The organism is Geodermatophilus sp. SYSU D00814, assembly GCF_054050055.1.
The window spans coordinates 65,973-87,710 of the sequence record NZ_JBJGYP010000014.1; the positions used below are offsets into that span (position 1 = coordinate 65,973).

Consider the following 21,738-nt stretch of genomic DNA (forward strand, 5'->3'; position numbering starts at 1 on the left):
ACTCAGTTCCTCTGTCTCTGGTCCGTACGGCCCGGGCGCCTAGGCGCCGGGACCACCGAAGATCTCGATGCGGTCGCCGGGGGCGACGGAGACGATGGCGCGCTTGGTGTCCTTGCGCTTGCCCATGCGTCCGCCGCGGCTGCGCTTGCGCTTGCCCTGGCGGTTGATCGTGTTGACGGACAGGACCTTCACGTTGAAGACCTGCTCGACGGCGATCTTGATCTGCGTCTTGTTCGCCTCGGGGAGGACCACGAACGTGTACTGGTTGTCGTCCAGCAGCCCGTAGCTCTTCTCCGAGATGACCGGCGTCAGCAGGACGTCCCGGGGGTCGCGGACGCTCACTTGGTCTCCTCGGTGGCGGTGTCGGTCACGACGTCGGCGTCGTCAGCGGCGTCGTCAGCGGCGGTGTCGCCGGCGATGTCCAGGTCGGTGGTGCCCTGGCCGCGGGCCGGCTGCACGGACGGGATGGCGCCGGGGATGTCCGGCGTCGTCAGGTCCGGCTTGGCCAGCGAGACGCGGTCACCGCCGTGCGGACCGGCCACGAACTCGGCGAGCGCGGTCTCGGTGAAGACGACCTCGTCGCTGACCAGCACGTCGTAGGTGTTGAGCTGGCCGGCCTCGATCAGGTGCACGCGCGGCTCGTTGCGCAGGCTCACCCAGTTGAGGACGTCGTCGCGGTCGAGGACCACGAGCACCCGCTTGGCGGTGCTGACGGCGTCGAGCGTGGCCAGCGCGGCCTTGGTCTTGGGGGCGTCCCCGTCGACGAAGGTGGTGACGACGTGCACGCGGCCCTCGCGCGCCCGGTCGGAGAGGGCACCGCGCAGGGCGGCGGCCTTCATCTTCTTGGGCGTGCGCTGCGAGTAGTCGCGCGGCTGCGGGCCGTGGACGGTGCCACCGCCGGAGAACTGCGGGGCACGGATCGAGCCCTGGCGGGCGCGGCCGGTGCCCTTCTGGCGGTAGGGCTTGACGCCACCGCCGCTGACGTCGCCACGCGTCTTGGTCGCGTGCGTGCCCTGGCGGGCGGCGGCGAGCTGGGCCACCACCACCTGGTGCAGCAGCGAGACGTTGGCCGACGCGTCGAAGAGGTCACCGGGCAGCGTCACGCTGCCGGCGGTCTCCCCGGCCGGCGTGCGGACGTCGACCTGGCGGTCGGCGCGCGCGCCCTCGGTCACGGTCGAGCGGGTCACTGGTTGTCACTCCCCACGGGACCGCCCTTGACGGCCGAGCGGACGAGCACGAGCCCACCCTTCGGGCCGGGGACGGCACCCTTGATCAGGATCAGGCCGCGCTCGGCGTCGACCTTGTGGACGACGAGCGAGAGCGTGGTGGTCTTGACCGCGCCCATGCGGCCGGCCATGCGCAGGCCCTTGAAGACGCGGCCGGGGGTCGAGGCGCCACCGATGGAGCCCGGCGACCGGTGCTTGCGCTGCGTGCCGTGCGCGGCACCCAGGCCCCGGAAGCCGTGACGCTTCATGACACCGGCGGTGCCCTTGCCCTTGCTCGTGCCGATGACGTCGACCTTGGCGACGCCCTCGAACACCTCGGCGGTCAGCTCCTGGCCGACCGTGTACTGCGCGGCGTCCTCGGTGCGCAGCTCCACGAGGTGGCGGCGCGGCGTGACGCCGGCCTTCGCGAAGTGGCCGCCCTCGGGCTTGTTCACCTTGCGGGGGTCGATCTCGCCGAAGCCGAGCTGGACGGCCGAGTAGCCGTCGACCTCGGGGGTGCGCACCTGCGTCACCACGTTGGGGCCCGCCTTGACGACGGTCACCGGCACGATGCGGTTGTTCTCGTCGAAGACCTGGGTCATCCCCAGCTTCTCGCCGAGGAGCCCGCGGAACGTACTCGCCATGACTGGTCTCGGTCCCTTACTGGATGTTGACGTCGACCGAGGCCGGCAGGTCGATGCGCATGAGCGCGTCGACCGTCTTCGGCGTCGGGTCGAGGATGTCGATGAGCCGCTTGTGCGTGCGCATCTCGAAGTGCTCGCGCGAGTCCTTGTACTTGTGCGGCGACCGGATGACGCAGTACACGTTCTTCTCGGTCGGCAGCGGCACCGGGCCGACGACGCGCGCTCCGGTCTTCGTGACCGTGTCTACGATGCGCCGCGCCGAGGCGTCGATCGCCTCGTGGTCGTAGGCCTTCAGCCTGATGCGGATCTTCTGTCCCGCCATCGCTGTCTCTCGCTCCTGCCGATCGCTGTTCTGCTAGCTGGGGAACGCCGGGTGCGTCCGGACGTCATCCGGTCTGGCCCCAGCGGGAGGGGTGGCGGTGCACACAGGTGCACGAGCGACCACCCGAGGACGGGCGGCGGCCGGCAAGCGGCCGCCGCCCGTCGGGGGTGCTACTTGAGGATCTTGGTGACGCGACCGGCGCCGACGGTGCGGCCACCCTCACGGATGGCGAACCGCAGGCCCTCCTCCATGGCGATCGGCTGGATCAGCTCGACCGTCATCTCGGTGTTGTCGCCCGGCATGACCATCTCGGTGCCGGCCGGCAGGGTCACGACGCCGGTGACGTCGGTCGTCCGGAAGTAGAACTGCGGACGGTAGTTGTTGAAGAACGGCGTGTGACGGCCACCCTCGTCCTTCGAGAGGATGTAGACCGAACCCTCGAAGTTGGTGTGCGGGGTGATCGAGCCGGGCTTCACGACGACCTGGCCGCGCTCCACGTCCTCGCGCTTGATGCCGCGCAGCAGCAGACCGACGTTGTCGCCGGCCTGGCCCTGGTCGAGCAGCTTGCGGAACATCTCGACGCCGGTGACGGTGGTCTTGGTCGAGTTCGGGCGGATGCCGACGATCTCGACCTCCTCCGACACCTTGACGATGCCGCGCTCCACGCGACCGGTCACGACGGTGCCGCGGCCGGTGATGGTGAAGACGTCCTCGACCGGCATGAGGAAAGGCTTGTCAATCTCACGCTGCGGCTCGGGGATCGCCGTGTCGACGGCGTTCATGAGCTCCATGAGCTTGTCGCCCCACTCGGCGTCGCCCTCGAGGGCCTTGAGCGCCGAGACGCGGACCACGGGGACGTCGTCGCCCGGGAACTCGTACTCGCTGAGCAGCTCGCGGACCTCCAGCTCGACGAGCTCGAGGATCTCCTCGTCGTCGACCATGTCGGCCTTGTTGAGCGCCACGACGATGTAGGGGACGCCGACCTGGCGGGCCAGGAGGACGTGCTCCTTGGTCTGCGGCATCGGGCCGTCGGTGGCGGCGACCACCAGGATGGCGCCGTCCATCTGCGCCGCACCGGTGATCATGTTCTTGATGTAGTCGGCGTGACCCGGGCAGTCGACGTGGGCGTAGTGCCGGTTCTCGGTCTGGTACTCGACGTGGGCGATCGAGATCGTGATGCCGCGGGCCTTCTCCTCGGGCGCCTTGTCGATCTGGTCGAAGGCCGACGCCTCGTTGAGGTCCGGGTACTTGTCGTGCAGGACCTTGGTGATCGCCGCGGTCAGGGTGGTCTTGCCGTGGTCGATGTGCCCGATGGTGCCGATGTTGACGTGCGGCTTGGTCCGCTCGAACTTGGCCTTGGCCACTGGGTTCCTCTCCTCGTGGTGTCGCAGTCGTGCTGACGCTGGGGTGGGCTTGCGGGGGGCCGGGCGGGGACGTACCCCGCCCGGCGGTCACTCGCCGGTGGCCTTGGCGATGATCTCCTTGGCCACGTTCTGCGGGACCTCGGCGTACGAGTCGAACACCATGGTGTAGCTCGCCCGCCCCTGGGTGCGGCTGCGCAGGTCGCCCACGTAGCCGAACATCTCCGAGAGCGGGACCAGGGCCCGGACGACGCGGGCGCCGGAGCGCTCCTCCATCGCCTGGATCATCCCGCGCCGGGAGTTCAGGTCGCCGATGACGTCACCCATGTAGTCCTCGGGCGTGACGACCTCGACGGCCATCATCGGCTCGAGCAGGGCCGGGCTGGCCTTGCGCGCGGCCTCCTTGAAGACCATCGAGCCGGCGATCTTGAAGGCCATCTCCGAGGAGTCGACCTCGTGGTACTGGCCGTCGATCAGGGTCGCCTTGACGCCCACGACCGGGTAGCCGGCGAGGATGCCGTACTGCATGGCGTCCTGCATGCCCTGGTCGACCGAGGGGATGTACTCCCGCGGGATGCGACCACCGGTGACGGCGTTGACGAACTCGTAGGTCGGGCCGTCGCCGGAGACCTCGAGCGGCTCCAGGGTGACCTGCACCTTGGCGAACTGGCCGGACCCACCCGTCTGCTTCTTGTGGGTGTAGTCGACCTTCTCGACCGCCTTGCGGATGGTCTCGCGGTAGGCCACCTGCGGCTTGCCGACGTTGGCCTCGACGCGGAACTCGCGCCGCATGCGGTCGACCAGGATCTCCAGGTGCAGCTCGCCCATGCCGGAGATGACCGTCTGGCCGGTCTCCTCGTCGAGCTTGACCTGGAAGGTCGGGTCCTCCTCGGCCAGCTTCTGGATGGCCGTGCCCAGCTTCTCCTGGTCGCCCTTGGTCTTCGGCTCGATGGCCACCGAGATGACCGGCGCCGGGAAGGTCATCGACTCCAGGATCACCGGGTTCTGCGGGTCGCTGAGGGTGTCGCCCGTCGTCGTCTGCTTGAGGCCGACGACGGCGACGATCTGGCCGGCACCCACGCCCTCGCGCTCCTCGCGCTTGTTGGCGTGCATCTGGTAGATCTTGCCGATCCGCTCCTTGCGGTCCTTGGTGCTGTTGAGCACCGGGGACCCGGAGTTGAGCCGACCGGAGTAGACCCGGATGTAGGTGAGCTTGCCGAGGTGCTGGTCAGTCTGGATCTTGAAGGCCAGCGCCGAGAACGGCTCGTCCTCGTCGGCGTGCCGCAGGACCTCGGTCTCGCCGTCGAGGGCGGTGCCGACGATCGACTCGATGTCCAGCGGGCTGGGCAGGTAGTCGACGACGGCGTCGAGCAGGGGCTGCACGCCCTTGTTCTTGAACGCCGTGCCGGTGAGGACCGGGTTGATCTGGGCGTTGATGGTCGCCTTGCGGATGGCGGCCTTCAGCTCCTCGACGGTGATCTCCTCACCGCCGAGGTAGGACTCCATGATCGTGTCGTCGGTCTCGGCGACGGCCTCGAGCAGCTTCTCGCGGTACTCGGCGGCCTGGTCGGCGAGCTCGGCGGGGATCTCCTCGACGGCGTAGTCCTCGCCCATCTTGGTCTCACCGCGCCAGGTGAGCGCGCGCATCTCGACCAGGTCGACGACGCCGATGAAGTCGGCCTCGGCACCGATGGGCAGCTGCAGCACGGCGGGGTTGGCGCCGAGCCGCTCGACCATCATGTCGACGCAGCGGAAGAAGTTCGCGCCGGTGCGGTCGAGCTTGTTGACGAAGCACATCCGCGGGACGCCGTACTTCTCGGCCTGCCGCCAGACCTGCTCGGTCTGCGGCTCCACGCCGGCGACACCGTCGTACACGGCCACCGCACCGTCGAGCACGCGCAGGGACCGCTCCACCTCGACGGTGAAGTCGACGTGCCCCGGGGTGTCGATGATGTTGATGTCGTGGCCGTTCCAGGTGCACTTCGTCGCGGCCGACGTGATGGTGATGCCGCGCTCCTGCTCCTGCTCCATCCAGTCCATCGTGGCCGCGCCGTCGTGGACCTCACCGATCTTGTAGTTGATACCGGTGTAGAAGAGGATGCGCTCGGTCGTCGTGGTCTTGCCCGCGTCGATGTGCGCCATGATCCCGATGTTGCGGGTCTTGGCGAGCTGGGCCTTGTTGTCGGCCATTCCTCACTCCTCTTCGTCTCTGGTCCGCGTGCGGGTCGTCCGGGGGTGGCCCGGCGCTCCCGCCGGCGGGTGCTGGTGGACGGGGTGTGTCACCAGCGGGGGTGCGACTACCAGCGGTAGTGCGCGAAGGCCTTGTTCGACTCGGCCATCTTGTGGGTGTCCTCGCGGCGCTTGACCGCGGCACCGAGGCCGTTGCTGGCGTCGAGCAGCTCGTTCATGAGGCGCTCGGTCATCGTCTTCTCGCGGCGCGCGCGGCTGTACTGGATCAGCCAGCGCAGGCCCAGGGTGGTGCTGCGGGAGGCGCGGACCTCGACCGGGACCTGGTAGGTCGCACCACCGACGCGGCGGCTGCGGACCTCGAGGGCCGGCTTGACGTTGTCCAGCGCGCGCTTGAGCGTGACCACCGGGTCGGTGTCGGTCTTGGCGCGGCAGCCCTCGAGGGCGCCGTAGACGATCGACTCGGCGACCGAGCGCTTGCCGTCGACCAGGACCTTGTTCACCAGCTGGGTGACCAGCGGCGACTGGTAGACCGGGTCGGCGGCCAGCGGACGGCGCGGCGCGGGGCCCTTGCGCGGCATGTCAGCTCTTCTCCTTCTTCGCGCCGTACCGGCTGCGAGCCTGCTTGCGGTTGCGGACGCCCTGGGTGTCCAGCGAGCCGCGGATGATCTTGTAGCGCACACCCGGGAGGTCCTTCACGCGACCGCCGCGCACGAGCACCATCGAGTGCTCCTGCAGGTTGTGGCCGACGCCCGGGATGTACGCGGTCACCTCGATGCCACTGGTGAGGCGGACGCGAGCGACCTTGCGCAGCGCCGAGTTCGGCTTCTTCGGCGTCGTCGTGTACACGCGGGTGCACACGCCACGACGCTGAGGGGAGCCCTTCAACGCCGGGGTCTTGGTCTTCTCGACCTTGTCCTCGCGGCCCTTGCGGACCAGCTGGTTGATCGTGGGCATGGGTGGCCTGGATCTCCTACCTGCGCTGGGTCGTGCTGTGGACGGTGCTGCTGTCGTGTCGCCGGTGCCGGTCCTGCCGGGGTGTCCACCCTGGTCGCGAGCCACTCACCGGTCCCCGCGGTCGGGCGTGTCGCCGACCCCAGGACCGGCCGGTGGTCGAACCGGACGGGTCGCCCCCCGCGACTCGGCGCCGCCACCTCCGGGCGCCACCCCGCGGGGCGGCCCTCCGGGGCGGACCCGCGGCCAGGAGGACGGACCTCCGGACACCCAGGCGCACCGCGAACGGGAGCAGGCCCAGGGCACCCTGGGCACGGCTGACCACGATACCCGCGGTCCGGGAGGCGGTCAAAGCCGGGTCCCGGGCGCCCAGCGGGCGAGGCCAACCTCACGTCCGGACCGACTCGACAGGTGCAGCGGCGCGAGCCCTGCCGGTATTCCCGGCGGCCGCGCCGGGCTGTTCCGCCGGCCCGGGTGGCGAGCACTGTACCGCCCGACGGGCGGTCCGCCAGGCCCGCGACGCCGTCGGCACGGGCACCGCAGGGGCTCGCCGGGGGCCGCGGGGACGCGCGACTGTCGGTGGCGCCCCCTACGGTCGGTCGCAGCAGAGCCACTCACCGCAACGGAGGTCTCCGTGCTCATCGACTCGGCGCGCGAGCTCAAGGCGCGCCTCACCGCGCGGCTGGCCGAGGGCTTCCCCCTGGTCACCGCGAGCGACCTCGGCGGCCGGCTGTGGACGCGGCCGGCGATCGGGCTGGCCCCGGTCTCCCCCGGCCGGGCCCACCTGGCCATCCGGGTGGCGGCGGAGGCCGACGCGCGTGTGCTGCTCACCGGCCTCGAGGACGCCGTCCGCGCCGAGGTCGACGTCCGGGTGACCGGGCCGATAGTGCCCCAGCCGGCCCGCTCCCCCGGGCAGCTGCAGCGGCGCACCCGGCCGCTGGTCCCCGGGCTGTCGGTGGCGCACCCGACGGTCAGCGCCGGGACCCTGGGGGGCTTCGTCCGGCTCGGCGGCCGGCTGGCCGTGCTGTCGAACAACCACGTGCTGGCCGCCACCGACACCGGCGCGGTCGGCGACGCGGTGCTGCAGCCGGGCCCCGCCGACGGCGGCACGCCCGCCGACCGGGTGGCCACGCTGGCCGCCGCCGTGCGCCTGACCGACCGCGCCAACCGGGTCGACGCCGCGGCGGCCACGGTCGACGACGGGGTCGAGGCCGACCCGGGCGGCCTCCCGGGCGGCCCGCTCGGCACCACGGTGCCCGACGGGGTCGACCTCGAGCCCGACGAGGAGGTGGAGAAGGTCGGCCGGACCACCGGGCACACGCGCGGGCGGATCACGGCGGTGGAGGTCGACGGGGTCGCCGTCCAGTACGACGACGGCGTGCACCTCTTCGACGACCAGATCGAGATCGAGGGCCTGTCAGGGGCGTTCTCCGCCGGCGGCGACAGCGGGTCGGTGATCTGGCGCAGCAGCGACCGCGCGCCGCTGGCCCTGCTGTTCGCGGGCAGCACCCAGGGCGGGAGCACCGGCGCCGGGCTGACCTTCGCCAACCCGCTGGCGACCGTGCTGGCGGAGCTCGGGGCGGAGTGGGTCGCCTCCTGAGCGAAGTCCCCAGGTCAGGGGGATGTCGCTCCGGGCGGGGACGAGGCACCATGGGGAGGTGACCGAGCCCGCCCGTCCGCCCGGGGCCTTCCTCGCCCCGGGCTCCCGGCCGGCGGGCGCCAGCGAGGAGCCCTCGTGACAGACCGTGCCGCCGCCCGTGCCGCCAAGAGCGCCCTGGCCACCCAGTTGTCCGCCCAGCCCGGCGTCGTCGGCATCGGCCTGGCCCGGCGCGACAGCGGGTACGTCGTCAAGGTCGACGTCGCCGACTCCGACGCGGCCGGCCGGGTGCCCCGCGACGTCGACGGCGTCCGTGTGGTGACCGAGGTCGTGGGCGCCATCCGCCCGCTGCGCAGCCGCACCGCCTGAGCCGCCCCGAGCCCGGGGGACCGGCCGGGCGCACCCGCTACGGTCGCCGTGGCGCCGACGCGGGCGCCGCCGACCAGAGGAGTGCAGGTGCGCATCGGCATCCAGGCCAGTTACGCCGGGGGGTTCCAGGAGACGGCGGCGGAGATCGTCGACCTGGAGGCCGCCGGGCTCGACCTCGCGATGTGCGCGGAGGTCTACACCTTCGACGCCGTGAGCCAGCTCGGGTACCTGGCCGCCGTCACCCAGCGCGTCGAGCTGATGAGCGCGATCCTGCCGATCTACAGCCGCACGCCGGCGCTGACGGCGATGACCGCGGCCGGCCTGGACTTCGTCTCCGGGGGCCGCTTCACCCTCGGCCTGGGCGCCTCCGGCCCGCAGGTCATCGAGGGCTGGCACGGCGTCCCCTACGACGCCCCGTTGCAGCGCACCCGGGAGGTCGTGGAGATCTGCCGGCAGGTGTGGCGGCGTGACCGGCTGGTGCACGAGGGCCCGAAGTACACCGTCCCGCTGCCGGCCGACCAGGGCACCGGCCTGGGCAAGCCGCTCAAGCTGATCAACACCCCGGTCCGCGAGCGGATCCCGGTCATGCTCGCCGCGCTGGGTCCCAAGAACGTCGAGCTCGCCGCCGAGATCGCCGAGGTGTGGGAGCCGATCTGGTTCATGCCCGAGCGCGCCGACGACGTCTGGGGCGACGCCCTGCGGGCCGGGAAGGCCAAGCGCGACCCCGAGCTCGGCGAGCTGCAGGTCATCTGCGGCGTCCCGGTGGCGATCGGGGAGGACGTCGACCACCTGCACGACGCGGTGCGGCCGCACCTGGCGCTCTACGTCGGCGGCATGGGGGCCAAGGGCAAGAACTTCTACAACGACCTCGCCCGGCGCTACGGGTACGACGACGCCGCCGAGACCGTGCAGGACCTCTACCTGTCCGGACGCAAGGACGAGGCCGCGGCCGCACTGCCGGAGGAGTTCGTCCGGAAGGTGTCGCTCATCGGGCCGGAGTCCTACGTGGCCGAGCGGGTCGCCGCCTACGCCGAGGCCGGGGTCACCACCATCGCGCTGCAGCCGCTCGACGACAGCCGCGAGGGCCGGCTGCGCACCGTGGAGACCATGCGCCGCCTGGCCGACGGATAGGGCACATCTTGCGTCACGTGACACCGTCGTCGTCCGAGCTCACCTGAGCGCGTCCTGGCTCACCTCCCACGGTGAGCCAGGACGCAGCACGATCAGGTGACCTGATCGTGCCGGCACCCCCAGACGCGGGAGGGCCCCGCAGATCTCGCGATCTGCGGGGCCCTCCTCACGTGCTGCGGGGATCAGCCTCGCCAGTCGTACTCCTCGAGGCGCACGGCCTCACCGGAGCCGGCACCGAAGACGTCGGGGCTGTAGTACTGCCCGTCGTCGTACCCGGCCATCGTGTAGACGGCGGCGCGGGCCTCCTCGGTCGGCTCGACCGTGATGTTCCGGTAGCGGCTGATGCCCGTACCCGCCGGGATCAGCTTGCCGATGATCACGTTCTCCTTGAGGCCGAGCAGGCTGTCGCTCTTGCCCTGGATCGCGGCGTCGGTGAGCACCTTGGTCGTCTCCTGGAAGGAGGCGGCCGACAGCCACGACTCGGTCGCGAGCGAGGCCTTGGTGATGCCCATGAGCACCGGACGGGCCGAGGCCGGCTCGCCGCCCTCGGCGACGACGCGGCGGTTCTCGGTCTCGAACAGCGTCCGCTCGACCAGCGCACCGGGGAGGAACTCCGTGGCGCCCGAGTCGATGATGGTCACCCGCTTGAGCATCTGCCGGATGATCACCTCGATGTGCTTGTCGTGGATCGACACGCCCTGGCTGCGGTAGACCTCCTGGACCTCGCGGACCAGGTGCAGCTGCACCTCGCGCGGGCCCATGATCCGCAGCACCTCGTGCGGGTCCACCGCACCCTCGGTGAGCTGCTCGCCGACCTCGACGTGGGCGCCGTCCTCGACCCGCAGCCGCGACCGGCGCGACAGCTTGTCGTAGACGACCTCGTCGGAGCCGTCGTCCGGGGTGATGGTCAGCTTGCGGAACTGCTCGCCGTCCTCGATCCGGACGGAGCCGGCCAGCTCGGCGATCGGGGCCTTGCCCTTGGGGACGCGGGCCTCGAAGAGCTCCACCACACGCGGCAGACCGTGGGTGATGTCCTCACCCGCGACACCACCGGTGTGGAAGGTGCGCATCGTCAGCTGGGTGCCGGGCTCACCGATCGACTGGGCGGCGATGATGCCGACCGCCTCCCCGACGTCGACGAGCTTGCCGGTGGCCAGCGACCGGCCGTAGCAGGTCGCGCAGGTGCCCAGCAGGGACTCGCAGGTCAGCACGCAGCGGACCTTGACCTCGGCCACGTTGGCGTCGACCAGCGCGCCGATGAGCACGTCGCCCAGGTCCTGGCCGGCCTGCGCGACCAGCGTGCCGTCCTCGGCCACCACGTCGGCGGCCAGGGAGCGGGCGTAGACGCTGGTCTCGACGTGCGCGTCCCGGGTGAGGACCCCGTCGACCACCGTGGCGATCGGCATGATGACGCCGCGCTCGGTGCCGCAGTCCTCCTCGCGGATGATGACGTCCTGGGAGACGTCGACCAGCCGCCGGGTGAGGTACCCGGAGTCCGCGGTCCGCAGGGCGGTGTCGGCCAGGCCCTTGCGGGCACCGTGCGTGGAGATGAAGTACTCCAGCACGGACAGACCCTCCCGGAAGTTGGCCTTGATCGGCCGCGGGATGATCTCGCCCTTCGGGTTGGCCACCAGACCGCGCATGCCGGCGATCTGGCTGATCTGCATCATGTTGCCTCGGGCGCCCGAGTTGACCATGACCCAGACCGGGTTGGTGGTCGGGAAGTTGTCCACCATCGCCTGGCTGACCTCGGCCCGCGCGCGGGTCCAGATCTCGATCAGCTCGCCGCGGCGCTCGGCGTCGGTGATGACACCGCGCTCGTACTGCCGCTCGATCTGCCGGGCCTCGTTCTCGTGCCGGTCGAGGATCTCCTGCTTGGCCGGCGGCGTGACGACGTCGTCGATGGCGATCGTGACGCCCGAGCGGGTGGCCCAGCGGAAGCCGGCCGACTTGAGGGCGTCCAGGGTCGCCGCGACCTGCACCTTGGGGTAGCGCTCGGCGAGGTCGTTGACGATCGCCCCGAGCTCCTTCTTCGGCACCTGGTAGTTGACGAAGCGGTAGTCCTCGGGCAGGGCCTCGTTGAACAGCACGCGGCCCAGGCTGGTCTCGACCAGCGCCGGCGCACCCGGCGCCCAGTCGGCCGGCTGCTCCCACGCGGGGTTGACCTTGCCGTTGTCGACGCCGAACACCTCGTCGAGGCGGATGAGCGCCCGCTCCTGCAGGCCCAGGGCGCCCTTGTCGAACGCCATGATCGCCTCGGCCGTCGACCCGAAGGCCGCCGGACGCCCACCGTCGGCCTCGTACCGGCTCGGCACCAGGGTGGTCAGGTGGTACAGGCCCAGCACCATGTCCTGGGTCGGCGCGGTGATCGGGCGACCGTCGGCCGGGCTCAGGATGTTGTTGCTCGACAGCATGAGGATGCGGGCCTCGGCCTGCGCCTCGGCCGACAGCGGCAGGTGCACCGCCATCTGGTCACCGTCGAAGTCCGCGTTGAACGCGGTGCAGACCAGCGGGTGGATCTGGATGGCCTTGCCCTCGACCAGCTGCGGCTCGAAGGCCTGGATGCCCAGGCGGTGCAGCGTCGGTGCCCGGTTCAGCAGCACCGGGTGCTCGGTGATGACCTCCTCGAGCACGTCCCAGACGACGGGACGGGCGCGCTCGACCATGCGCTTGGCGGACTTGATGTTCTGCGCGTGGTTGAGGTCGACCAGCCGCTTCATCACGAAGGGCTTGAACAGCTCCAGCGCCATCTGCTTGGGCAGGCCGCACTGGTGCAGCTTCAGCTGCGGGCCGACGACGATGACCGAGCGGCCGGAGTAGTCGACGCGCTTGCCGAGCAGGTTCTGCCGGAACCGGCCCTGCTTGCCCTTGAGCAGGTCGCTCAGGGACTTCAGGGGACGGTTGCCCGGGCCGGTGACCGGCCGGCCGCGGCGGCCGTTGTCGAACAGCGCGTCCACGGACTCCTGCAGCATCCGCTTCTCGTTGTTCACGATGATCTCGGGCGCGCCGAGGTCGAGCAGCCGCTTGAGCCGGTTGTTGCGGTTGATGACCCGGCGGTACAGGTCGTTCATGTCGCTGGTGGCGAAGCGGCCACCGTCGAGCTGCACCATCGGGCGCAGGTCCGGCGGGATGACCGGCACGCAGTCGAGCACCATGCCCATGGGCGAGTTGCGCGTCTGCTGGAACGCCGCGACGACCTTCAGCCGCTTGAGGGCCCGCAGCTTGCGCTGGCCCTTGCCGTTGCGGATGGTGTCGCGCAGCGACGCGGCCTCGGCGTCGAGGTCGAAGTCGGCCAGCAGCTTCTGCAGGGCCGCGGCACCCATGCCGCCCTCGAAGTACTCACCGAAGCGGTCGCGCAGCTCGCGGTAGAGGCCCTCGTCGGCGATGAGCTGCTTGACCTCGAGCTTGCGGAAGGTGTCGAGCACCTCCTCGAGGCGGTCGATCTCCCGCTGGGCGCGGTCGCGCAGCTGGCGCATCTCGCGCTCGCCGCCCTCGCGCACCTTGCGGCGGACATCGGACTTGGCGCCCTCCGCCTCGAGCTCGGCCAGGTCGGCCTCGAGCTTCTGCTGGCGGGCCTCGACGTCGGCGTCGCGCCGGCTCTCGAGGTTGTGCTTCTCCGCGCTGATCTCGGCCTCGATGGTCGGGAGGTCGCGGTGGCGCGCCTCGTCGTCGACCGAGGTGATCAGGTAGGCGGCGAAGTAGATGATCTTCTCGAGGTCCTTGGGCGCCAGGTCGAGCAGGTAGCCCAGGCGCGAGGGGACGCCCTTGAAGAACCAGATGTGGGTGACCGGCGCGGCCAGCTCGATGTGGCCCATCCGCTCACGCCGCACCTTGGCGCGGGTCACCTCGACGCCGCAGCGCTCACAGATGATGCCCTTGAAGCGGACGCGCTTGTACTTGCCGCAGTAGCACTCCCAGTCCCGGGTGGGACCGAAGATCTTCTCGCAGAAGAGACCGTCCTTCTCCGGACGCAGGGTCCGGTAGTTGATGGTCTCGGGCTTCTTCACCTCACCGTGCGACCACTGGCGGATGTCGTCGCCGGTGGCCAGACCGATGCGGAGCTCGTCGAAGAAGTTGACGTCGAGCACTGAGTGGACCCCTTTCCCGGGGCTAGTTCTCTTCTTCTGGCGAAGTGGGGGGCCGGCCGGCCCCGGTGGTCAGGGGCCGGCCGGCAGCGGATCAGACGTCCTCGACGGACGACGGCTCGCGGCGGGACAGGTCGATGCCCAGCTCCTCCGCGGCCCGGAACACCTCGTCGTCGGTGTCGCGCAGCTCGATCGCCTGCCCGTCGCCGGACAGCACCTCCACGTTGAGGCAGAGCGACTGCAGCTCCTTGAGCAACACCTTGAACGACTCGGGGATGCCCGGCTCGGGGATGTTCTCGCCCTTGACGATGGCCTCGTAGACCTTGACCCGGCCGAGGATGTCGTCGGACTTGATGGTCAGCAGCTCCTGCAGGGCGTAGGCCGCGCCGTAGGCCTGCATCGCCCAGCACTCCATCTCACCGAAGCGCTGGCCACCGAACTGCGCCTTACCACCCAGCGGCTGCTGCGTGATCATCGAGTAGGGGCCGGTCGACCGGGCGTGGATCTTGTCGTCGACCAGGTGCAGCAGCTTCAGGATGTAGACGTAGCCCACCGAGATCGGCTCGGGGAACGGCTCGCCGGAGCGGCCGTCGAACAGCCGCGCCTTGCCGGTCTCCTGGACCATCCGGTCGCCGTCGCGGTTCGGGGTCGTCGAGCCGAGCAGCCCGATGATCTCCTCCTCGCGGGCGCCGTCGAACACCGGCGTCGCGGTCCGCGTCCCCGGGGCGGCCGACTTGGCGGCCTCCGGCAGGTTGGCGGCCCACTCGGGGGTGCCCTCGACGTTCCAGCCCTGCTTGGCGATCCACCCGAGGTGGGTCTCCAGCACCTGGCCGACGTTCATCCGGCCGGGGACGCCCAGCGGGTTGAGCACGATGTCGACCGGGGTGCCGTCCTCGAGGAAGGGCATGTCCTCCTGCGGCAGGATCTTCGCGATGACGCCCTTGTTGCCGTGGCGGCCGGCGAGCTTGTCACCGTCGGAGATCTTGCGCATCTGGGCGACGTAGACCCGGATCAGCTCGTTGACGCCGGCGGGCAGCTCGTCGCCGTCCTCGCGGGAGAACACGCGGACGCCGATGACCTTGCCGGACTCACCGTGCTTGACCTTCAGCGACGTGTCGCGGACCTCGCGGGCCTTCTCGCCGAAGATCGCGCGCAGCAGCCGCTCCTCGGGGGTCAGCTCGGTCTCGCCCTTGGGCGTCACCTTGCCGACGAGGATGTCGCCGGGGACGACCTCGGCACCGATGCGGATGATGCCGCGCTCGTCGAGGTCGGCGAGGACCTCCTCGGAGACGTTCGGGATGTCCCGGGTGATCTCCTCGGCACCGAGCTTGGTGTCGCGCGCGTCGACCTCGAACTCCTCGATGTGGATCGAGGACAGGACGTCGTCCTGCACGAGGCGCTGCGACAGGATGATCGCGTCCTCGTAGTTGTGGCCCTCCCACGGCATGAAGGCGACGAGCAGGTTCTTGCCCAGCGCCATCTCACCCTGGTCGGTGCACGGCCCGTCGGCGATGACCTGGCCGACCTCGACCCGCTGACCCTCGTCCACGACGGGGGTCTGGTTGATCGAGGTGCCCTGGTTGGAGCGGCGGAACTTCAGCAGCCGGTAGGTCTGCCGGGTGCCGTCGTCGGCCATGACGGTGACGTAGTCGGCGGTGGAGTCCTCGACCACGCCGGCCTTCTCCGCGACCACGACGTCGCCGGCGTCGACGGCGGCACGCAGCTCCATGCCGGTGCCGACCAGCGGCGCCTCGCTGCGCAGCAGCGGGACGGCCTGGCGCTGCATGTTCGCGCCCATGAGGGCGCGGTTGGCGTCGTCGTGCTCGAGGAACGGGATCATCGCCGTCGCGACCGAGGTCATCTGCCGCGGCGAGACGTCCATGTAGTCGACGCTCTCGGGGGCGAGGTAGTCGACCTCACCGCCCTTGGTGCGGACCAGGACGCGGTCCTCGGCGAAGCGGCCCTGCGCGTCCAGCGGCGAGTTGGCCTGGGCGACGACGAAGCGGTCCTCCTCGTCGGCGGTCAGGTACTCGATCTGGTCGGTGACCACGCCGTTCTCGACCCGCCGGTAGGGGGTCTCGATGAAGCCGAAGGCGTTGACGCGGCCGTAGGCCGACAGCGAGCCGATCAGGCCGATGTTCGGACCCTCGGGGGTCTCGATCGGGCACATCCGGCCGTAGTGGCTCGGGTGCACGTCGCGGACCTCCATGCCGGCCCGCTCACGCGACAGACCACCCGGGCCCAGCGCCGACAGGCGGCGCTTGTGGGTCAGGCCCGCGAGCGGGTTGGTCTGGTCCATGAACTGCGACAGCTGGCTGGTGCCGAAGAACTCCTTGATGGAGGCGACGACCGGCCGGATGTTGATCAGGGTCTGCGGCGTGATCGCCTCGACGTCCTGGGTCGTCATCCGCTCGCGGACGACGCGCTCCATGCGGGAGAGGCCGACCCGGATCTGGTTCTGGATCAGCTCACCGACGGTGCGCAGCCGGCGGTTGCCGAAGTGGTCGATGTCGTCGACGCCGTGGTCGGGCTCGCCGGCGTGCAGCCGCACGACGTACTCGATGGTGGCGACGATGTCGTCCTCGGTCAGCGTCAGGGTGGCCTGCGGCACCTCGACGCCCAGCTTCTTGTTGACCTTGTAGCGGCCGACCTTGGCCAGGTCGTAGCGCTTGGGGTTGAAGAAGAGGTTCTCCAGCAGCGCCTGGGCGCTCTCCCGCGTCGGCGGCTCACCCGGCCGCAGCTTGCGGTATATGTCGAGCAGCGCCTCGTCCTGCCCGGCGATGTGGTCCTTCTCCAGGGTGGCCAGGACCGTGGGCGACCACTGGAAGTGCTCGCGGATACGGTCCTCGGTCCAGCCCAGCGCCTTGAGCAGCACGGTGACCGGCTGGCGGCGCTTGCGGTCGATGCGGACGCCGACGGTGTCGCGCTTGTCGACGTCGAACTCCAGCCACGCCCCGCGGCTGGGGATGACCTTGGCGCTGAAGACGTCCTTGTCGGAGGTCTTGTCCAGGGTCTTGTCGAAGTAGACGCCCGGGCTGCGCACGAGCTGGGAGACGACGACGCGCTCGGTGCCGTTGATGACGAACGTGCCCTTGTTCGTCATGATCGGGAAGTCGCCCATGAACACCGTCTGCGACTTGATCTCGCCGGTGGTGTTGTTCATGAACTCCGCGGTGACGAACAGCGGCGCCGCGTAGGTCATGTCCTTGTCCTTGCACTCCTCGAGGGACGCCTTGACGTCCTCGAAGCGCGGGTTGGAGAAGGACAGCGACATGGAGCCGCTGAAGTCCTCGATCGGGGAGATCTCCTCGAGGATCTCGGCCAGGCCGCCGACGGCGGAGGCCTGCTCCTCGGGCGAGAGGGTGGCGCGCCACTCGGGGCTGCCGATCAGCCAGTCGAAGGACGCGGTCTGCAGGGCGAGCAGGTCCGGGACCTCGAGGGGCTCGGAGATCTTCGCGAACGAGACCCGGAGCGGCGCGCCGGGGATCTTCTGCTGGTCGGCCTCACCGGTGCGCGGGCCGGCCGAGGGAGTCTGGTTCTGCTGGCCGTAGCCGCCGGACTCGGTGGTGCTGGGGGAGATGCTGGTGGGGCGAGAGCCTGCCAAGATGCGTCCTTCCAAGGACCTCACGACGTGCGGGCGGTGGGTGCGGTTCGTCCTGGGTCGTCGTCGGTTTCGGCGGGGCTGTCCGCGGCGACCGGCCCGCTCGGTCGACCGGGCGCCCGGAGGATCCCGGGCACCCCAGGCGACCCGGCTCGGCGGGCAGGCAGTCAGGGGGCAGCGCAACAGAGAACCCTACCCCTGCCGACGGAGGCTGTCCACGTCGGGGGGTGAGGGGCGACCCACACCACGACCCGGGAAGGACGGCGTCCGGCAGACCGGGCGGCGTTCCGCGTCGCCATGATGCCAGCCGGGAGGGCCGGTTGTCTCCGCCACGCCGCCGGGATCCCTCCCGGGTGGCCGCGGGCCCCTCCCCGGACGCCACAGGGGCCGCCCTCCCGGAGGAGGACGGCCCCTGTGTGCGGCGGAACGCCGCGAGGTGACGCGGTGGAACGGCCCCGGCGCAGGGTCCCGGCCCGAGCGGAGCGAGGGCTGGGGGCGCCAGGGTCCTTCTACTTGACGGTGACGGTGGCGCCGGCGCCCTCGAGGGCGGCCTTGGCCTTCTCGGCAGCGTCCTTGGCGACCTTCTCCAGGACCGGCTTCGGCGCGCCGTCGACCAGGTCCTTGGCCTCCTTGAGGCCGAGCGAGGTCAGGCCGCGCACCTCCTTGATGACCTGGATCTTCTTGTCGCCGGCGCTCTCGAGGATGACGTCGAACTCGTCCTGCTCCTCGGCGGCGGGGGCGCCACCGTCGCCACCGCCACCGGCGGGGGCGGCGGCCGCGACGGCGACCGGGGCGGCAGCGGTGACCTCGAAGGTCTCCTCGAACTGCTTCACGAAGTCGGACAGCTCGAGCAGCGTCATCTCCTTGAACGCGTCGAGCAGCTCCGTGGTGGACAGCTTGGCCATGATCTCTCCTTCTGGGGTCAGTCGGTGCCGGCCGCGGCGTCCGCGGTCTCGGCGGTGTCGGTGGTGGTGTCGGCGGCAGCGGTGTCGGCGGCGGGAGCGGCGGGGCCCTCGGCGGACTCCTTCTTCTCCTGCAGCGCCGCGGCCAGGCGGGCGACCTGCGACAGCGGGGCCTGGAACAGGCCGGCGGCCTTGGTCAGGTTGCCCTTCATCGCGCCGGCCAGCTTGGCCAGCAGCACCTCGCGCGGCTCGACGTCGGCCAGGGCGGTGACCTCGGCGGGGCCGACGGTGCGGCCCTCGACGACGCCGCCCTTGACGACGAGCAGCGGGTTGGCGCGCGCGAAGTCGCGGATGGCCTTGGCGGCCTCGACGACGTCGCCCTCGATGAAGGCGATCGCGGTGGGGCCGTTGAGCAGCGGGGCCAGGTCGGCGTGGCCGACCTCGTCCGCCGCCCGCTTCGTCAGGGTGTTCTTGACGACGGCGTAGCTGCTGCCCGCACCGAGGGAACGACGCAACTGGGTCAGCTGCGACACGGTGAGCCCGCGGTACTCGGTGAGCACGGCCGCGCTGGACTTCTGGAACCGCTCGGTGATCTCGTCGATCACCGCGGCCTTCGCCTGCGTGGGCATGGGCCTCCTCTCGTCGGACGGGCGACCGCCCGTGCGCCGCACGGGGCGCGGCGATCGGGGCCCGGAGACGAGGAACGCCCCGGCGCAGGGCGCACGGGGCGAGGGACGCGGGCGGCGCAGCGCCCGGTCGATCGAACCGTCCTCCTGCGCGGGCCGCCCGGGGATCCGGGACCTTCGATCGCACGCGGACGTGCGACGACCGGCGGTCGTGGGGGGAACGCCGCCCAGCGTACACGCTGCCGGAGCGGCGCCCGTGTCGCCGTCGTCACCGGGCGGACCCCCCGGTCGAGATCACGTGATCTCGCACGCGCCAGCGCTCGTCCCGCGTCGAGATCACGGGATCTCGACGGGAGTCCCCTCGCAGACGCGCGGAGGCCCCGCAGCGCGGTGCGCTGCGGGGCCTCCGGGGACGTGCCGGTGCGGTCCCCTCGCAGGGTCCCGCCGCGAGCCGACTCAGGCGGTGGGCTCGTCCACCGTCAGGTTGCGGGTGCGGTTCGGGTCGACCGGGATGCCGGGGCCCATGGTGGTGGAGATGGTGACCTTCTTGAGGTACCGGCCCTTGGCCGCGGCCGGCTTGGCGCGCAGCACCTCGTCGAGCGCGGCGGCGTAGTTCTCGACCAGCCGGGTCTCGTCGAAGGAGGTCTTGCCGATCACCAGGTGCAGGTTGGCCTGCTTGTCGACGCGGAAGTTGATCTTCCCGCCCTTGATGTCGGCGACGGCCTTGGTGACGTCGGGGGTCACCGTGCCGGTCTTCGGGTTCGGCATGAGGCCGCGGGGGCCGAGGATGCGCGCGATGCGGCCGACCTTGGCCATCTGGTCGGGGGTGGCGATCGCGGCGTCGAAGTCCAGGAAGCCCTCCTGGATGCGCGCGATCAGGTCGTCGGAGCCGACGACGTCGGCGCCGGCGGCCTCGGCCTCGGCGGCCTTGTCACCGGTCGCGAAGACGATGACGCGGGCGGTCTTGCCGGTGCCGTGCGGCAGGTTCACCGTGCCGCGGACCATCTGGTCGGCCTTGCGCGGGTCGACGCCGAGCCGCATGGCCACCTCGACGGTGGCGTCGTACGTCGTCGGCGAGGTCTCCTTCGCCAGCCCCGCCGCCTGCAGCGGGCTGTAGAGCTTCTCGCGGTCGACCCTGGACGCCGCCTCGAGGTACTTCTTGCCGTGCTTCGCCATGGTGTGTCCTCTCCCCCGGCCCTGCGGCTCGGGGAGTCGTGTGGTCGACGGGCCTGGCGCGGCCCTCCCACGGTTGCTGTGCTCCGTGCAACGCCGGCCGGTGCCGGCGCCTTCCGTCAGCCGGTGACGGTGATGCCCATCGACCGGGCGGTGCCGGCGATGATCTTCTCGGCCTGGTCGAGGTCGTTGGCGTTGAGGTCGGCCATCTTGGTCTGGGCGATCTCGCGGACCTGGTCACGGGTGACCGTGGCGACCTTGGTCTTGTGCGGCTCGCCCGAGCCCTTCTCGACACCGGCGGCCTTGAGCAGCATGCGCGCGGCCGGCGGGGTCTTGGTGACGAAGGTGAACGAGCGGTCCTCGTAGACCGAGATCTCGACCGGGATCACGTTGCCGCGCTGCGACTCCGTGGCGGCGTTGTACGCCTTGCAGAACTCCATGATGTTGACGCCGTGCTGGCCCAGCGCCGGACCCACCGGCGGCGCGGGGGTGGCCGCACCGGCGTTGATCTGGAGCTTGATGACCGCGGTCAACCGCTTCCTGGGGGGCATGTCTTTCCTTCTTCGTGAGCGTTGTGCGTGGTGTTGGTTGGAAGGCCCCCTCGCAGGGTCCCACCCCGAGCGTGCGGGGGATGGGGCGAGGGGGTCCTCTCAGATCTTGGCGACCTGGGTGAACGACAGCTCGACCGGCGTCTCCCGGCCGAAGATGGAGACCAGCACCTGCAGCTTCTGCTGCTCGGCGTTGATCTGGTTGATGGTCGCCGGGAGGGTGGCGAACGGGCCGTCCATGACGGTGACCGACTCGCCGACCTCGAAGTCGACCACGGCGGTCGGCGCGGCGGCCGCGGCCGGCGACGCGGCCTCGGCGACCTTGGCCGCCTGCGGCGGCGCGTCGGGCACCAGCAGGTTGACGACCTCGTCGATGCTCAGCGGCGAGGGCCGCGAGGTGGCGCCCACGAAGCCGGTGACGCCGGGGGTGTTGCGGACCGCGCCCCAGGACTCGTCGTTGAGGTCCATCCGGACGAGCAGGTAGCCGGGCAGCTTCTTCCGGTTGACCTGGGTGCGCTTGCCGTTCTTGATCTCGGTGACCTCCTCGGTGGGCACCTCGATCTGGAAGATGTAGTCCTCCATGTCCAGCGACTGGATGCGGGACTCGAGGTTGGTCTTCACCTTGTTCTCGTAGCCCGCGTAGGAGTGGATGACGTACCAGTCGCCGAACTGCGTGCGCAGCGTCCGCTTGAGGGTCTCCCGCGGGTCGGCGTCCTCCGCCTCGGCCTCGGCCAGGGCCTCGGTGACGATCGGGTCGTGGTCGGGCGCGGGCGCGGCCAGCGGGTCGCCGACCAGGCTGTCGCGGCCGCCGCTCTCGACCAGCGGGGTGACGTCGGCGACGCCGGTGGCGGTGTCCTGGTCGGTGGTGTCGGCCGAGCTCTCGGCCGCACCGGCCGCGTCGGCGCCGGTCTCGAGGTCGACGCTGCCGCGGACGTCGAGCCGCTCGTCGTCGAGGTCGATCGCCTCGACGTCGCTGTCGGTGTCGAAGGGCTCGCGGGGGTCGGTCACGGGGATCTCTTCCTTCTCGGGTGCG

18 protein-coding genes are annotated in these 21,738 nt (G+C 70.8%); 3 read left to right on the forward strand and 15 right to left on the reverse strand.

Annotated elements, in window-relative coordinates:
- Positions 1–39: 39 nt before the first annotated feature.
- The 8 genes from rplW to rpsL all read right to left on the reverse strand — a co-directional run bounded on the left by rplW (position 40) and on the right by rpsL (position 6,676).
- Positions 40–342, reverse strand: a complete 303-nt coding sequence (gene rplW, locus ACI780_RS12765) for a 50S ribosomal protein L23 (RefSeq protein WP_456869228.1) — start codon at positions 340–342, stop codon at positions 40–42.
- Positions 339–1,187, reverse strand: coding sequence for a 50S ribosomal protein L4 (gene rplD / locus ACI780_RS12770; protein WP_456869229.1), 849 nt, complete (start codon positions 1,185–1,187; stop codon positions 339–341). The genes rplW and rplD overlap by 4 nt, the downstream gene beginning before the upstream one ends.
- A complete protein-coding gene (rplC, locus tag ACI780_RS12775) occupies positions 1,184–1,849 on the reverse strand; it encodes a 50S ribosomal protein L3 (RefSeq protein WP_089402106.1) in 666 nt (221 codons plus the stop codon). The genes rplD and rplC overlap by 4 nt, the downstream gene beginning before the upstream one ends.
- A 16-nt stretch (positions 1,850–1,865) precedes the next feature.
- The gene (gene rpsJ / locus ACI780_RS12780) at positions 1,866–2,171 is read right to left on the reverse strand and encodes a 30S ribosomal protein S10 (protein ID WP_014742859.1); all 306 of its coding nucleotides are present in this window, start codon (positions 2,169–2,171) and stop codon (positions 1,866–1,868) included.
- 170 nt (positions 2,172–2,341) lie between these two features.
- Entirely contained in the window at positions 2,342–3,535 is a 1,194-nt protein-coding gene (gene tuf, locus ACI780_RS12785) for an elongation factor Tu (RefSeq protein ID WP_446768809.1), read from the reverse strand.
- 87 nt (positions 3,536–3,622) lie between these two features.
- Positions 3,623–5,722, reverse strand: coding sequence for an elongation factor G (fusA, locus tag ACI780_RS12790; protein WP_457003296.1), 2,100 nt, complete (start codon positions 5,720–5,722; stop codon positions 3,623–3,625).
- 107 nt (positions 5,723–5,829) lie between these two features.
- Positions 5,830–6,300, reverse strand: coding sequence for a 30S ribosomal protein S7 (gene rpsG / locus ACI780_RS12795; RefSeq protein ID WP_089402103.1), 471 nt, complete (start codon positions 6,298–6,300; stop codon positions 5,830–5,832).
- Between the two features lies 1 nt (position 6,301).
- On the reverse strand, positions 6,302–6,676 hold the full coding sequence (rpsL, locus tag ACI780_RS12800; RefSeq protein ID WP_012950487.1) for a 30S ribosomal protein S12: 375 nt from the start codon (positions 6,674–6,676) through the stop codon (positions 6,302–6,304).
- A gap of 631 nt (positions 6,677–7,307) precedes the next feature.
- On the opposite strand from rpsL, the gene ACI780_RS12805 reads away from it, so the two are divergent.
- From ACI780_RS12805 to ACI780_RS12815, 3 genes are all read left to right on the forward strand, one after another.
- Positions 7,308–8,273, forward strand: a complete 966-nt coding sequence (locus ACI780_RS12805) for a hypothetical protein (RefSeq protein ID WP_456869231.1) — start codon at positions 7,308–7,310, stop codon at positions 8,271–8,273.
- 135 nt (positions 8,274–8,408) lie between these two features.
- Entirely contained in the window at positions 8,409–8,639 is a 231-nt protein-coding gene (locus ACI780_RS12810; protein WP_456869232.1) for a hypothetical protein, read from the forward strand.
- Positions 8,640–8,726: 87 nt separating this feature from the next.
- The gene (locus ACI780_RS12815; RefSeq protein WP_456869233.1) at positions 8,727–9,770 is read left to right on the forward strand and encodes an LLM class F420-dependent oxidoreductase; all 1,044 of its coding nucleotides are present in this window, start codon (positions 8,727–8,729) and stop codon (positions 9,768–9,770) included.
- A 182-nt stretch (positions 9,771–9,952) separates the two neighbouring features.
- Here the strand turns inward: ACI780_RS12815 and ACI780_RS12820 are convergent, their stop codons facing one another.
- From ACI780_RS12820 to nusG, 7 genes are all read right to left on the reverse strand, one after another.
- Positions 9,953–13,858 carry a DNA-directed RNA polymerase subunit beta' gene (locus ACI780_RS12820; RefSeq protein ID WP_456869234.1) on the reverse strand — a complete coding sequence of 1,302 codons (3,906 nt, stop codon included), beginning with the start codon at positions 13,856–13,858 and terminating at the stop codon, positions 9,953–9,955.
- Between the two features lie 91 nt (positions 13,859–13,949).
- Positions 13,950–17,459, reverse strand: coding sequence for a DNA-directed RNA polymerase subunit beta (rpoB, locus tag ACI780_RS12825; RefSeq protein WP_456869235.1), 3,510 nt, complete (start codon positions 17,457–17,459; stop codon positions 13,950–13,952).
- 506 nt (positions 17,460–17,965) lie between these two features.
- Positions 17,966–18,361, reverse strand: coding sequence for a 50S ribosomal protein L7/L12 (gene rplL / locus ACI780_RS12830; RefSeq protein ID WP_089402097.1), 396 nt, complete (start codon positions 18,359–18,361; stop codon positions 17,966–17,968).
- A 17-nt stretch (positions 18,362–18,378) separates the two neighbouring features.
- Positions 18,379–18,987: a 50S ribosomal protein L10 gene (rplJ, locus tag ACI780_RS12835; protein WP_456869236.1), complete on the reverse strand. Its 609-nt coding sequence runs from the start codon at positions 18,985–18,987 to the stop codon at positions 18,379–18,381.
- A 453-nt stretch (positions 18,988–19,440) separates the two neighbouring features.
- Positions 19,441–20,160, reverse strand: a complete 720-nt coding sequence (gene rplA, locus ACI780_RS12840; protein WP_456869237.1) for a 50S ribosomal protein L1 — start codon at positions 20,158–20,160, stop codon at positions 19,441–19,443.
- A gap of 116 nt (positions 20,161–20,276) precedes the next feature.
- Positions 20,277–20,708 carry a 50S ribosomal protein L11 gene (gene rplK, locus ACI780_RS12845; RefSeq protein ID WP_456540959.1) on the reverse strand — a complete coding sequence of 144 codons (432 nt, stop codon included), beginning with the start codon at positions 20,706–20,708 and terminating at the stop codon, positions 20,277–20,279.
- Between the two features lie 99 nt (positions 20,709–20,807).
- Positions 20,808–21,713, reverse strand: a complete 906-nt coding sequence (nusG, locus tag ACI780_RS12850; protein ID WP_456869238.1) for a transcription termination/antitermination protein NusG — start codon at positions 21,711–21,713, stop codon at positions 20,808–20,810.
- Positions 21,714–21,738 lie beyond the last annotated feature (25 nt).